This window comes from Bifidobacterium bifidum ATCC 29521 = JCM 1255 = DSM 20456, from assembly GCF_001025135.1.
Taxonomy (GTDB): Bacteria; Actinomycetota; Actinomycetes; order Actinomycetales; family Bifidobacteriaceae; genus Bifidobacterium; species Bifidobacterium bifidum.
In genome coordinates, this window is sequence record NZ_AP012323.1 from 921,234 (window position 1) to 934,690 (window position 13,457).

Below are 13,457 nucleotides of genomic sequence, written 5' to 3' on the forward strand. Positions count from 1 at the left end.
ACGATTCACCTTTCAGTTTTCCGGTTTCAAGAATACCGCCCCCAATGCCGGAATGGTGAGTTTTGCCGACCAATCACGCGAATGGTACTCGCCCTTCACCGCGGCGAACGTGCCGTTGTGGATGTCGGAGCCGCCGTACTTCTTGTCGTCCGTGGTCAGCACCTCGGTCCAGTTGCCGCCCTGCGGCAGCGGAACCTGATAGTCCTGCCACGCCTCGCCGGAGAAGTTGACCACGACGACGAGCTGTTCGCCCTTGCTGCCGATGCGCAGGAAGCTGAGCGTATTGTGATCGGCGTCATCGCTGGTCAGCCACTGGAATCCCGCCGGGTCGAAGTCCTGGCTCCAGATGGCCGGCGTGTCCTTGTAGAACTCGTTCAGGTCGGCGACGAGCTTCTGCACGCCGCGGTGGTCAGGCCAGTTGAGGGCGTCCCAGTCGACCGAACCGTCATGATTCCACTCGCCGTACTGCGCGATCTCGTTGCCCATGAAGGTGAGGTTCTTGCCCGGGTGCGCCCACTGGTAGGCGAACAGGGCGCGCACGCCGGCGTAGCGCTGCCAGTCGTCGCCCGGCATCTTGCCGAACAGCGAGCCCTTGCCGTACACGACCTCGTCGTGGCTGATCGGCAGCACGTAATGCTCCGAATAGGCGTACACCATCGAGAAGGTGATCTCGTTGTGGTGCCATTTGCGGTTGATGGGGGTCTCGTGCAGGTACTGCAGCGTGTCGTGCATCCAGCCCATGTTCCACTTGAGGCCGAATCCCAGTCCGCCGGCGTCGGTCGGTGCGGTGATGCCGGGGTAGGCGGTGGATTCCTCGGCGATCATCATGACGCCGGGGTTGTTCTTGTACGCGGTGGCGTTGGCTTCCTTGAGGAAGTCGATGGCTTCGAGGTTTTCGCGACCTCCGTAGATGTTCGGGCGCCACTGGCCGGGCTTGCGGCTGTAGTCCAGGTACAGCATCGAGGACACCGCGTCCACGCGCAGCGCGTCGATGTGGTATTCGTCGAGCCAGAAGCAGGCGTTGGCGACCAGGAAGTTGCGCACCTCGCGCCTGCCGAAGTTGAACACGTACGTGCCCCAGTCGGGGTGCTCGCCGCGCAGCGGGTCGGGATCCTCGTACAGCGGGGTGCCGTCGAAGCGTCCGAGCGCGAAATCGTCCTTCGGGAAGTGAGCGGGCACCCAGTCCATGATGACGCCGATGCCGGCACGGTGGAACTTGTCCACCAGGTACTTGAAGTCGTCCGGATTGCCGAGTCGGGAGTCCACGGCGTAGTAGCCGGTCACCTGATATCCCCACGAGCCCGAGAACGGGTGCTCGGTCAGCGGCATGAACTCGACATGCGTGAAGCCTTCCTTGGCCACGTAGTCCACGAGCTCGTCCGCCAGCTCGCGGTAGTTGCCGATGCCCTTCTTCCAGCTGCCGGCATGGACCTCGTAGATGCTGACCGGGCCGGCGTGCGGGTCGGTGTGCCTGCGGTGGTCCATCCATGCCTCGTCATTCCATTCGTGGTCCGATTCGACGACGATGGAGCCGGTCGCCGGCGGAATCTCGTGGGAGCGTTCCATCGGGTCGGCCTTCATCTTCCACTCGTGGTTCGCGTTGAGCAGCTCGTACTTGTAGACCTCGCCCGCCTTGACGCCGGGGATGAAGATCTCCCAGATGCCCGAGGAACCGAGCTCGCGCATGGCGTGGCGGCGGCCGTCCCAGGAGTTGAAGTTGCCGACCACGCGGACCGCGTGCGCGTTGGGCGCCCAGACGGTGAACGAGGTGCCCACGACCTGGTGGCCGGGAGCACCGTCGGCGCCGCCCATCGGGTCGTCGTAGCGGCGAACGCGCGCGCCCAGGGCCTCCCACAGGCGTTCGTGGCGGCCTTCCCCGAACAGGTAGGCGTCCATGTCGCCGATGGAGGGCAGGTAACGGTACGGGTCGTCCTCCATGACGGACTTGCCGCCCTCGTAGGTGGTGCATACACGGTAGTCGGGCACGGCCCAGCCGTCCGCGGTCTTTTCGGCCGCGATGACGGCCACGAAGACGCCGTTGAATTCGTGCCGGGCCTCGGCCGTTCCCTTCTGGGTGTATATGGTGACGCTCTTGGCCAGTGGCCTGAGCACTCGGATGGTGACGGTTCCGGCGTGGTCTCCGGAACCGAGGTGACCGCCCAGCACTTCGTGCGGGTTGTAGAACGTTGCATTGCTCACCGCGCTCAAATCACTTTGATTCACTGGCACGGGAGCGATATCTTCATTGATGTTCGTGTAAGTAGCCATAACACAGAGGGTAATACCTTCGGGGCACTATTGCGAGATTTTGGCGAGCCGTGTCCGGAGTGTTCCCATCGTCCCGGCTGTATGGCACAATACGTAAGGTTAAGTATATTGTTGTCACGGAGGATTCATGGGGTACAAGGTCGGCGATATGGTCGTCTATCCGCGTCATGGAGCGGCAAGGGTCGAGGCCATTACCGAACGGGTGGTCAAGGGCGTGAAGCGGGAATACTTGCAACTCACCGTGCTGTCTTCCGACGGTCTGGTCATCAATGTTCCCGTCGAGAACGCGCAGAAGGTCGGAGTGCGTGACATCGTCGACGCCAATGAGGTCGCCAAGGTCTTCGAGATCCTGCGTACGCCCATCGTCGAGAAGGAGATGAACTGGTCCCGCCGGTACAAGCTGAACGTCGAGAAGCTGGCGACCGGTGACGTCAACAAGATCGCCGAGGTCGTCCGCGACCTCGCCCAGCGCGACGTGGACGAGCACGGCCTGTCCGCCGGCGAGAAGCGGATGCTCACCCGCGCCCGCAGCATCCTGACCTCCGAGATCGCCCTGTCCGAAGACCTTGACGAGGCCGAGATCCAGCGTCTGCTCGACGTCAACCTCGGTTTCTCCGAGCCGAAGCCGGGCGACGAGAAGCATCACAGCGAGGCACCCGCCGAGCCTGCCGACCGGACCCTGGCCCGCATCGAATCCGAAAGCAAGAAGTCCCGGCGCAAGTAGCCGGCGACGAGCATGTCCATGAACGCTGTTCCAGCGATTGGTCAAGGGTTTGACGCGCATCGTTTCGCCGAGGATCCAGCCCGGCAGCTATGGCTCGCCGGGCTTTTATGGGATGGCGTCGGTATCGAGGGGGATTCGGACGGCGATGTGGCCGCCCACGCCCTGATCGATGCGCTGTTGTCCGCCGCTGGGCTGGGAGACATCGGCGGACTGTTCGGCGTGGGAGCCGATGCTCCGGGAGCCGGCATGCACGGCTGCGATATGTTGCGAAGAACCGTCGATGTATTGCGATCGCATGGAAGGATGCCATCCAGCGCCAGCGTGGTCATCATCGGCAATCGTCCGAAGATCGGGCGACGCCGGGAGGAAGCCGAGCGCGCACTGTCGGATGCCGTCGGATGCCGGGTGACGGTGACCGCCACGACCACCGACCATATGGGATTCACCGGCCGGGGCGAGGGAATCGCCGCCATCGCCAATGCGCTGGTGCTGTAATCGAGCGGAATCATGCGAATCTCAGCGGGGATTCGCATGATTCCGCTGGACAACGCCCGCATTCGCCCGATTCGCGGGCGTCGTCCAGAGTAATCAGCGATGACGCAGCGACGTCACGCCCTTGGCGATCGCCCAGAACAGCGTCGACAACGTGACGATGATGAAGCTCGGGGGAGCGGGGAACATCGCGGACAGCACCAGACCGCCCCAGATCGACACCAGGCACAGCACCGTCGCGATCACCATCGCCTTGAACGGCGAGGCGACGATGGCGTTCGCCGTGGCGGCCGGGGTGATGACCAGCGCAAAGATCAGCAGCGTACCCACCGCGGGGACCGCGATGGTGATGACGCCGGCCATGATCGCCATGAACGCAACGTTCATCAGCCCGATAGGCACACCCTTGGCCTGCGCCACCTGTTCGTCGACGGAGCTGAACAGCAGTGGCCGGTACACGATGGCCAGCACGGCGAGCAGGATCACGTCGAACACGGCGAAGCCAAGGATCTGATCGGTGGTTATAGTCAGGATCGAGCCGAACAGAATGGACTGCATCTGCTGTGACGCGGACGACGAGAGTCGGGCGAAGAACAGTCCGAGGCCGGTGGCGAAGGCGAGCACGGTGCCGGTGGCGATCTCCCGCTGCGTGGCGCGCTTGCCCAACGCTCCGATGACCAGCGCGCCGCCCAGCGCGAACACTCCCATGCCGAGCGAGACCGGCAGCCCCAGCAGCACCGCGCCGGTGGCGCCGGGCAGTCCGATATGGGCCAGCGCGTGCGCGGCGAACGTCGAATGGCGTGCGATGGTGAAATATCCCATCACGCCCGCGGCGAGCGAGATGCACAGGCCCGCGAGGAAGGCGTTGGTCATGAACGGGGCGGACAGGGTGTACATCCAGTCGGGATCGAAGGAGAAACTGATGCCGGTCATTGTGCCCGCCCTTTCCGCTCGTGGTATTCGTGATGGTGGAATTGTGCGACCTCGCTGGTGTCATGCGTGTCGGGAACGACGTCATCCGCCTCGTCGGGGGTGGGGGTGACGAACATGTCCCCCTGCGGCGTGGTGACGACCTGAACTTTGGTGCCGTACAGGTGCGTGAGCAGCTTGGAATCCAGCACGTCGTTCATCGCCGCGTAGTGAGGATGCCCGTCCAGCAGATAGACGGCGCCGGTCAGGATCGGCAGCAGCATATTGAGATCGTGCGCGACGACCTGGATCGTCATGCCGAGCTCCTTGTTGAGCCGTGCCAGCACATGCACCACGGCGCGCTGGCTGGCCAGGTCGAGATTCGCGAGCGGCTCGTCGAGCATGAGCAGTTTCGGGTCGCATACCAAGGCCTGCGCGATGGCGACGCGCTGGCGCAGACCGCCCGAAAGCTCGGACAGCCGGTAGTGGGCCTTGTCGGCGATGCCGGTGAAGGTCATGGCCTCCTTCACCTTCGCGCGTTGCGCCTTGGTGACGAAGTGGACGCCGAAACGGGTGCCGGTCAGGCCGAGCAGCACCGACTGCTCGGCGGTGAGATTGGAGTCGATATCCGAAGTGTAGCTTTGCGGTACGTACCCGATCTGGCGGTTCATCTCGCCTGCCGGGCGTCCGAGCACGTGCACGGTGCCCCCGGCGAGTGGGAGGAGGCCGAGCTCCGTTTTCATCATCGTGGTTTTGCCGGTGCCGTTCGTGCCGACTATGGCGGTGACCGAACCCGCCGGTATGGAGAAGTCGCCGTGTTGCCAGATCAGCCGTTCGCCGCGTTTCACCGAGGCGTTGCTGAACACGATGCAGTCGGGCCGTTGTTCCCGGTCGCCGCTGTTGCTGTGCATATGATTCATCGTCCTGTCTGTACGGGACCGGCATCACGTCCGCCGGTGCGACATGTACGGCAACGCATTATCGCAAAGGACTATGACAATCATTCTCATTAGCGGTGGCGGACTCATTAGCGGCGGAAGAGACGGCAATGGTAACGGTCTGGAGCGGGCGGGCGAACTCAGTTGCTGCTGCCGGCGCCGGTATCGCTTTTGTCGTCAGCACTGTTGCCGGCATCGTTCTTGGCGCTGGCGCCGTCTTTGCCGTCGGAACTGCCGCTTTCGTCGCTGTCGTCGATGATGGCGGGGGAGACGGTCTTGTCAAGCCGGGCCACCAGATCGGCGATCCAATCAGTCAGCGTCGTGTACGCCTGCGGCATCTGCTCACTGACGTCGAACACGGGGACGCCTGCCCGTCCGGCCGTCCCTGTCAGCATGTTGGTGGCGCCGCTGGATTCCTGCGTGTTGTTGACCAGCACGCTGATGCCTTGTGATTCGATCAGCGACTGGAATTCCTGCAGGTCGGCCGGGGCAGGTTCGCCGCCCGAGGCCGCGGATCGGGCGAACCCCTTGGGAGTGTCGTCCTGGAAGCCCATGTCCGACATCAGGTAGTACGCCACGGCCTCCGTCGCACCGTACGTGGCGTTCTTGTGGTTGGCGGCGAACTCGCCCATCGACTTCTCGATGGCCTTTTCCTCCTTTTGCCATGCCTTGAGGCGCGACTGGAACGCCTTCTTCTTGGCGGGGAGCGCCTTGGAAAATGCCTCCGTCAGTTCGGTCGCCATGCCGTTGCGGGCGTCCTTGGAGAACCATAGGTGGGGGTTGTCGCCTTCCATAGCTCCGACCGTCTCGGCGGCCGAGACTATGGTCGAGTTGCGGCCTACGGACTTGGTCGCCCATGAGTCGTATCCGGCGCCGTTCGACACGATGATCTGCGCTTTCTGCAGCTTGGCGACATCGGATGTTTTCGGTTCGAAATCATGCGCGTCCACATTCGTGGAGCTGAGGATGGAGGTGACGTTCACGTCGGTGCCGCCGATCTGCTCGGCGAGGGAGCCCCACTGGTTGATGGACGCGACGACGGTGATCGGTCCGGTCGGCTCCTTCGCGGAGGGCCGCTCGGATTGCGAGCCGCCGCCGGTGCCGCAGGCGCTCGACACCATCAGCATGCCTGTGGCGAGGATGGCGGCAATGCCGGTGACCAGACGATGCGGGTGAATGTTCATATCGCTGCCTTCTTCGAATATGCCGTCGACGGTCCGCCGTCGGATTGTCATTGACCTGAGTCCACGATAGCCTAACGCTACGAAGAATGAACGAACTCTAGGGAAGGACGCACATGACCATCAAACTCGATGGCAAGCGGGTCGCGGCCGAGGTCAAGGCGAACCTGGCGGAACGTGTTTCGACACTGAAGGAGCACGGCATCGTCCCCGGTCTGGGAACGTTGCTGGTCGGGGAGGATCCCGGTTCGATGAAATACGTCGCGGGCAAGCATGCCGACTGTGCGGAGGTCGGCATCCGTTCCATCCGGCGCGACCTTCCCGCCGACGCGAGTTTCGATGACATCGCCGCTGCGGTGCGCGACCTGAACGAGGATCCGGCCTGCACCGGCTACATCGTGCAGCTGCCGCTGCCGCGCGGCGTCGACGAGAACGCGATCATCGGTCTGATCGATCCCTCGAAGGATGCCGATGGCATGCACCCATACAATCTCGGCGAACTCGTGCTGCATGTGCAGGGCGACATCACGACCCCGCTGCCGTGCACGCCGCGCGGCGTCATCGAACTGCTCGATGCCTACGACATCGACCTGAACGGCAAGGAGGTGTGCGTGCTCGGGCGCGGCATCACCATCGGCCGCACGATCGGTCTGCTGCTGACGCGCAAGGCGGTCAACGCCACGGTCACCCTGTGCCACACCGGCACGCGCGACATCGCCGACCACATGCGTCGCGCCGATGTCATCATCGCGGCCATGGGGTCAGCCGGGTTCGTCAAGCCCGAAAACGTCAAGGACGGCGCCGTGCTGATGGACGTCGGCGTCTCCCGCGTGTTCGATGAGCAGGCTGGCCGTTTCCGCATCAAGGGAGACGTCGACAAGGCCTGTTATGACAAGGTTTCCGCATACTCTCCAAACCCCGGCGGCGTCGGTCCGATGACCCGCGCCATGCTGCTCGCCAACGTCGTGGAGATGGCCGAGAGGAAAATGTAGCCGAATTCGGGCGTGTCGCGCTGGTTTTTCCGCCCATTTTGGGCATGGCTGTAGGTATCCTGATAACTTGTGTGTGCTCATATGAGTGCACATGTATAACTGAATATCGAGTAATTATTCATCCACTATTAGAAACCATATATTTACATGGCAGAGAACAACACTGAAGTCACCAAGGTCGCCATCAACGACATTGGCACCGAAGAGGACTTCATCAAGGCAGTCGATTCCACCATCAAGAACTTCGACGATGGTGATCTGGTCGAAGGTACCGTCGTCAAGATCGATCACGACGAGGTCCTCCTGGATATCGGCTACAAGACCGAGGGCGTCATCCCCTCCCGCGAACTTTCCATCAAGAAGGACGTCGATCCTGACGAGGTCGTCGAGGTCGGCGACACCATCGAGGCCCTTGTCGTCACCAAGGAAGACAAGGAAGGTCGTCTGATCCTGTCCAAGAAGCGTGCCCAGTACGAGCGCGCCTGGGGCGACATCGAGAAGATCAAGGAAGCTGACGGCGTCGTCGAGGGCACCGTCATCGAAGCCGTCAAGGGCGGCCTCATCGTCGACATCGGTCTGCGTGGCTTCCTGCCCGCGTCCCTCGTCGAAATGCGTCGCGTTCGCGACCTCTCCCCGTACATCGGCCAGAAGATCAAGGCCAAGATCCTGGAGCTCGACAAGAACCGCAACAACGTGGTTCTGTCCCGCCGCCAGTACCTGGAGGAGACTCAGTCCGAAGTGCGCGAGACCTTCCTGTCCCAGCTCAAGAAGGGCCAGATCCGCGAGGGTGTCGTGTCCTCCATCGTCAACTTCGGCGCGTTCGTCGATCTGGGCGGCGTTGACGGCCTGATCCACGTCTCCGAGCTGTCTTGGAAGCACATCGACCATCCGTCCGAGGTCGTCAAGGTCGGCGACAAGGTCACCGTCGAGGTGCTCGACGTCGATCTCGACCGTGAGCGCATCTCCCTGTCCCTCAAGGCGACCCAGGAGGATCCGTGGCAGCGCTTCGCTCGCACCCACGTTCCCGGCCAGATTGTCAAGGGCAAGGTCACCAAGATTGTCCAGTTCGGTGTCTTCATCTCCGTCGAGGATGGCATCGAGGGCCTGGTGCACATCTCCGAGCTGGCGAACCGCCACGTGGAGAACCCGGAGACCGTCGTCAAGTCCGGCGAAGAGGTCTTCGTCAAGGTGATTGACGTCGATCTCGATCGTCGCCGCATCTCCCTGTCCCTCAAGCAGGCCAACGACTCCGTCGACCCGGCTTCCGAGGACTTCGATCCGGCTCTGTACGGCATGCCGGCAGAGTACGACGAGCAGGGCAACTACAAGTACCCCGAAGGCTTCGACCCGAACACCAACGAGTGGATCGCCGGTTACGAGAAGCAGCGCGAGGAATGGGAATCCCAGTACGCCGCCGCCCACGAACTGTGGGAGGAGCACAAGGCGTTCGTCGCCAAGGAGCTGGAGAACGCCGCGGCTTCCGCTGCCGAGGATGGCCAGGCTCCGAAGGAAGAGAAGGTCGAGGAGACCTCCACCTACTCTTCCGACAACTCCTCCACGGGTACTCTCGCCGACTCCGACCAGCTCGCCGCTCTGCGCGATCAGCTGCTCGGCAAGTGAGTCATCTCATCCCGAGAAGAAGTAGAATGCTGGTAGGATTTGCCGGCAGATAGAAAAACGGGAATCGCCCCATACGGGTGGTTCCCGTTTTTTCATATCCCGCTCCCGCCGGCGGGAGCGGTCGAGCATAGCGAGACTGAGGGTTGTCTTTGCGCGATGCCGGTCATCCTCACTTCCCGGCTGCCCTGAACAACCGCGACACGCCCGGATATCCAGCAAGCCTGCCATGCGCGAATCAGTGAAATGGCGGAATGCTGCGAGAGTCCAAAAAATCGCCTTCCATCTCTGCCACGAAACCGGGCGTGTCGCGAATAGCATGATGTCATGAGCATTCGTATCGGACTGACCGGAGGCATCGCCGCGGGCAAGAGCACCGTCGCCGCCCGGATGCGGGAACTCGGCGCGCTGGTCATCGACTATGACGGACTTGCGCATGAGATCGTTGCGCCCGGGGGAGTGGCGTTGCCACGGATCGCCGCCGTGTTCGGCCCGGACGCGCTGCTGGCCGACGGATCGCTCAATCGGGCGTGGCTCGCCGAGCGCGTGTTCGGCCGTGACGCCGCTCCCGGCGCACGCGAACGGTTGGACGACATCGAGCATCCTCTGATATATGCCGAAGCCGCACGGATGGAGCGACGGAATCCCGGCGCGAAGGTCATCGTCCATGACGTGCCGCTTCTCACAGAGGTGATCCGGTCGATTCCGTTCCAATTCGATCACATCGTCACGGTGGAGGCGCCGGAACAGATGCGCATCAGGCGCATGGTCGCGACGCGCGGCATGACCGAACGGCAGGCCGCAGACCGTATCCGCAGCCAATCGAGCACAGCCGAGCGCCGGGAGCTTGCCGACATCGTCATCGATTCCACCCGCCCGATCCCCGACATGCTGGCGCAGGTCGATGGGCTGTATCGCCGGTGGAAGGCTCACTGAATCATCCGCCCGTGAAAAGGTGTGAGCCCGGCAGCGCCGCAAAACGCACATGAAACCCGCCAAATCCCTGTATTTCCAAGGCATGCATGTTTTGTGCGATTGTGCTGTTTTGTGCGTTATCCTCGCACTTTTCTTATTGAGAACCGTTCGCTGAACGGATGGCGGTAAGCTGGAAGCCATGGGATTCAACATCGAGCGCGCCGACAAGCCATTCGTCGTCAAATCACCGTACAAGCCGTCCGGCGACCAGCCGCAGGCCATTGAGGAGCTGGCCACCCGCATCGAGAACGGCGAGAACGACGTGGTGCTCATGGGAGCCACCGGTACGGGCAAGACCGCGACGACCGCATGGCTCATCGAACGGCTGCAGCGGCCGACGCTCATCATCGAGCCGAACAAGACACTCGCCGCGCAGCTATGCGCCGAATTCCGCGAACTCATGCCCGACAACGCGGTCAGCTACTTCGTCAGCTACTACGACTACTACCAGCCCGAGGCGTATATACCGCAGACCGACACGTACATCGAGAAGGACTCCAACATCAACGACGATGTGGAGCGGTTGCGCCATCAGGCCACCGCGAACCTGCTCACGCGGCGTGACTGCGTGGTCGTCGCCACCGTTTCGTGCATCTACGGCCTCGGTACGCCGGAGGAGTACGCCGGCCGCATGCTGTTCCTCCAGGAAGGCCAGCAGATTGACCGCGATCAGCTGCTTCGCAAGTTCGTCGACATGCAGTACAAGCGCAACGACATCGCGTTCACGCGCGGCACGTTCCGCGTGCGTGGCGACACCGTCGAGATCATCCCGGTATATGAGGAGCTGGCTATCCGCATCGAGTTCTTCGGCGACGAGATCGACCGCATCTCCACGTTGCATCCGCTCACCGGTGACGTGATCGACCACGAGACCTCCGTGCACATCTTCCCCGCCTCGCATTACGTCGCAGGCCCCGAGCGCATGGAGCATGCGTTGAAGACCATCAAGGAGGAGCTGGACCAGCGCGTGGCCGAACTCAAGAAGCAGGGCAAGGAGCTGGAGGCGCAGCGCCTGACCATGCGCACCACATACGACCTGGAGATGCTGACACAGGTCGGCGTGTGCTCAGGCGTGGAGAACTATTCGCGGCATTTTGACAACCGCGCACCCGGTACGCCGCCGCACACGCTGCTCGACTTCTTCCCGGATGACTTCCTGCTGGTCATCGACGAGTCGCATGTCACCGTGCCGCAGATCGGCGCGATGTACGAGGGCGACGCGTCCCGCAAGCGCACGCTGGTCGAACATGGGTTCCGTCTGCCGTCCGCGATGGACAACCGCCCGCTCAAATGGCCGGAGTTCCTGGACCGCGTCGGGCAGACCGTATACCTGTCGGCGACACCCGGCGACTATGAGCTCGGTCTGTCGGACGGCGTGGTCGAGCAGATCATCCGACCGACCGGTCTGGTCGACCCGAAGATCGACGTGCGCCCGACCAAGGGGCAGATCGACGACCTGCTCGCCGAGATCAAGGACCGCGTCGACAAAAACGAGCGCACGCTGGTGACGACACTGACCAAGAAGATGGCCGAGGATCTGACCGACTACCTGCTGGAACGCGGCATCAAGGTCGAATACCTGCATTCCGACGTCGACACGCTGCGGCGCGTCGAACTGCTGCGCGAACTGCGCGAAGGCAAGATCGACGTCATCGTAGGCATCAACCTGCTGCGAGAGGGACTGGACCTGCCCGAGGTATCGCTGGTGGCCATCCTCGACGCCGACAAGGAGGGGTTCCTGCGCTCGTACCGCTCGCTGATCCAGACCATCGGTCGCGCGGCCCGCAACGTATCGGGCACGGTCATCATGTACGCCGACGAGACCACCGACGCGATGCGCAAGGCCATCGACGAGACCGACCGTCGCCGTGTGCGGCAGATCTCCTACAACAAGGAGCACGGCATCGACCCGAAGCCGCTCATCAAGAAGATCAGCGACGTCAACGACATGCTCGCCAAGGAGGACGTGGACACGGCCACGCTGCTCGAAGGCGGCTACCGCAACGCGGGCAAGGCCGGCAACACCCATCTGGGTGTGCCCTCCCTCGACGCCGCGGAGGCCGACAAGCGACATGAGGAGATACTCAAGGCGGGGCTTCCCGCGCAGGATCTCGCCGACCTTATCCGTCAGCTGAGCGAGCAGATGCACACCGCCGCCGAACAGCTCCAGTTCGAGCTCGCAGCACGCCTGCGCGACGAGATCCGCGACCTCAAGAAGGAACTGCGCCAGATGACGGAAGCGAACAAGTGAGCATTTCGTGACAGAGAGCGTCACAGCCCTTTCCTATGCTGGTAGACATGTCTGAAACCCCTGTCGCTTTTATGATCGCCACCTTTGCGGTGCTGATCGCGTTTTTCGTTGTGGATCTGTTCGTCATCGGCCGCAAGCCGCATGTGCCCAGCACCAAGGAGTGCGTGCAGCACATCGCCTTTTTCGTGGTCATGGCGCTGATTTTCGGCGGACTGGTATGGTGCTTTGCCGGTTCGAAGCCCGCGATCGAATTCTATTCGAGATGGCTCACCGAGTACTCGCTGAGCATCGACAACCTGTTCGTCTTCGTCATCATCATGTCGAACTTCGCCGTGCCGAAAGTGCTCCAGAAGTACGTGCTGTCCGTCGGCATCACCCGTCGCGCTGATTCTGCGCGGCTGCTTCATCCTGGTCGGCGCGGCCATTATTCAGCGGTTCACGTGGGTGTTCTTCCTGTTCGGCGCCTTCCTGATCTATACGGCGATCAAGCTGGTCGTCGGAGGCGATGATGATGAGGAATACCATGAGAACGGCCTGATCCGCATGCTGCGCAAGGTGATTCGCATCACCGATGATTATGACGGCGAGAAGCTGCGCACCGAGAAGGACGGCAAGTCGTACTGGACTCCGATGCTGATCGTGTTCCTGACCATCGGCACGACGGACGTCATGTTCGCGTTTGATTCCATTCCCGCGATCTTCGGCCTGACGAAGGATCCGTTCATCGTCTTCACGTCGAACGTGTTCGCTCTGCTGGGCCTGCAGCAGCTGTACTTCCTGCTGGGCGCACTGCTCGACAAGCTCGTCTACCTGCCGGTCGGGCTCGCGTTCGTGCTCGGCTTCATCGGCATCAAACTGGTGATGGAGGCGCTGAGCGGCAATACGCTGCCGTTCATCAACGGCGGTCACCCGGTCTCTTGGGTGCCCGAGGTACCGACGTGGGTGTCGCTGGTCGTGATCGTCGTCGCCATCGGATCGTCGGCCATCGCGAGCGTCATGAAGATGAAGTCGGTCGAGGCTGCGAAGAGCGAAGCCTGAGCCGCCCAAAAAATGTGAGCGCTCACAACACGCCCGTGAAAACAGTGGCTCACGTCGCCCAAACCTAGTACA

Annotated in this window: 10 protein-coding genes and 1 pseudogene; 7 read left to right on the top strand and 4 right to left on the bottom strand. The window is 62.4% G+C overall.

The annotated features are described in order from the left end of the window. Positions 1–12: 12 nt before the first annotated feature. Positions 13–2,268, bottom strand: a complete 2,256-nt coding sequence (glgB, locus tag BBBF_RS03665) for a 1,4-alpha-glucan branching protein GlgB (protein ID WP_003812706.1) — start codon at positions 2,266–2,268, stop codon at positions 13–15. Between the two features lie 127 nt (positions 2,269–2,395). Between glgB and BBBF_RS03670 the strand changes: the two genes are divergently transcribed. Continuing rightward, positions 2,396–2,992: a CarD family transcriptional regulator gene (locus tag BBBF_RS03670; RefSeq protein ID WP_003812708.1), complete on the top strand. Its 597-nt coding sequence runs from the start codon at positions 2,396–2,398 to the stop codon at positions 2,990–2,992. A gap of 18 nt (positions 2,993–3,010) precedes the next feature. Continuing rightward, positions 3,011–3,487 (top strand): 2-C-methyl-D-erythritol 2,4-cyclodiphosphate synthase, encoded by a 477-nt coding sequence (gene ispF, locus BBBF_RS03675; RefSeq protein WP_013363366.1) that lies wholly within the window; start codon positions 3,011–3,013, stop codon positions 3,485–3,487. Between the two features lie 93 nt (positions 3,488–3,580). Here the strand turns inward: ispF and BBBF_RS03680 are convergent, their stop codons facing one another. From BBBF_RS03680 to BBBF_RS03690, 3 genes are all read right to left on the bottom strand, one after another. Next, positions 3,581–4,417: a metal ABC transporter permease gene (locus BBBF_RS03680; protein WP_003812712.1), complete on the bottom strand. Its 837-nt coding sequence runs from the start codon at positions 4,415–4,417 to the stop codon at positions 3,581–3,583. Beyond that, positions 4,414–5,304, bottom strand: a complete 891-nt coding sequence (locus tag BBBF_RS03685) for an ABC transporter ATP-binding protein (protein WP_013363367.1) — start codon at positions 5,302–5,304, stop codon at positions 4,414–4,416. The genes BBBF_RS03680 and BBBF_RS03685 overlap by 4 nt, the downstream gene beginning before the upstream one ends. A 167-nt stretch (positions 5,305–5,471) precedes the next feature. Then, positions 5,472–6,515: a metal ABC transporter solute-binding protein, Zn/Mn family gene (locus BBBF_RS03690; RefSeq protein ID WP_033509424.1), complete on the bottom strand. Its 1,044-nt coding sequence runs from the start codon at positions 6,513–6,515 to the stop codon at positions 5,472–5,474. Positions 6,516–6,628: 113 nt separating this feature from the next. Here BBBF_RS03690 and BBBF_RS03695 point away from each other — a divergent pair, with 113 nt between their 5' ends. The 5 genes and pseudogenes from BBBF_RS03695 to BBBF_RS03715 all read left to right on the top strand — a co-directional run bounded on the left by BBBF_RS03695 (position 6,629) and on the right by BBBF_RS03715 (position 13,385). Continuing rightward, the gene (locus tag BBBF_RS03695) at positions 6,629–7,504 is read left to right on the top strand and encodes a bifunctional methylenetetrahydrofolate dehydrogenase/methenyltetrahydrofolate cyclohydrolase (RefSeq protein WP_021647438.1); all 876 of its coding nucleotides are present in this window, start codon (positions 6,629–6,631) and stop codon (positions 7,502–7,504) included. Positions 7,505–7,651: 147 nt separating this feature from the next. Beyond that, positions 7,652–9,124, top strand: coding sequence for a 30S ribosomal protein S1 (gene rpsA / locus BBBF_RS03700; protein WP_021647437.1), 1,473 nt, complete (start codon positions 7,652–7,654; stop codon positions 9,122–9,124). Between the two features lie 324 nt (positions 9,125–9,448). Beyond that, on the top strand, positions 9,449–10,057 hold the full coding sequence (coaE, locus tag BBBF_RS03705) for a dephospho-CoA kinase (RefSeq protein ID WP_003819783.1): 609 nt from the start codon (positions 9,449–9,451) through the stop codon (positions 10,055–10,057). A 178-nt stretch (positions 10,058–10,235) separates the two neighbouring features. Further along, the gene (gene uvrB / locus BBBF_RS03710; protein WP_021647435.1) at positions 10,236–12,347 is read left to right on the top strand and encodes an excinuclease ABC subunit UvrB; all 2,112 of its coding nucleotides are present in this window, start codon (positions 10,236–10,238) and stop codon (positions 12,345–12,347) included. A gap of 47 nt (positions 12,348–12,394) precedes the next feature. Then, positions 12,395–13,385, top strand: a pseudogene (locus BBBF_RS03715) (TerC family protein). Positions 13,386–13,457 lie beyond the last annotated feature (72 nt).

Coding starts and splice junctions, on each gene's coding strand:
- uvrB (WP_021647435.1), top strand. CDS start 10,236: ATGGGATTCAACATCGAGCGCGCCGACAAGCCATTCGTCGTCAAATCA.
- coaE (WP_003819783.1), top strand. CDS start 9,449: ATGAGCATTCGTATCGGACTGACCGGAGGCATCGCCGCGGGCAAGAGC.
- BBBF_RS03670 (WP_003812708.1), top strand. CDS start 2,396: ATGGGGTACAAGGTCGGCGATATGGTCGTCTATCCGCGTCATGGAGCG.
- ispF (WP_013363366.1), top strand. CDS start 3,011: ATGAACGCTGTTCCAGCGATTGGTCAAGGGTTTGACGCGCATCGTTTC.
- glgB (WP_003812706.1), bottom strand. CDS start 2,268: ATGGCTACTTACACGAACATCAATGAAGATATCGCTCCCGTGCCAGTG.
- BBBF_RS03690 (WP_033509424.1), bottom strand. CDS start 6,515: ATGAACATTCACCCGCATCGTCTGGTCACCGGCATTGCCGCCATCCTC.
- BBBF_RS03695 (WP_021647438.1), top strand. CDS start 6,629: ATGACCATCAAACTCGATGGCAAGCGGGTCGCGGCCGAGGTCAAGGCG.
- BBBF_RS03685 (WP_013363367.1), bottom strand. CDS start 5,304: ATGCACAGCAACAGCGGCGACCGGGAACAACGGCCCGACTGCATCGTG.
- rpsA (WP_021647437.1), top strand. CDS start 7,652: ATGGCAGAGAACAACACTGAAGTCACCAAGGTCGCCATCAACGACATT.
- BBBF_RS03680 (WP_003812712.1), bottom strand. CDS start 4,417: ATGACCGGCATCAGTTTCTCCTTCGATCCCGACTGGATGTACACCCTG.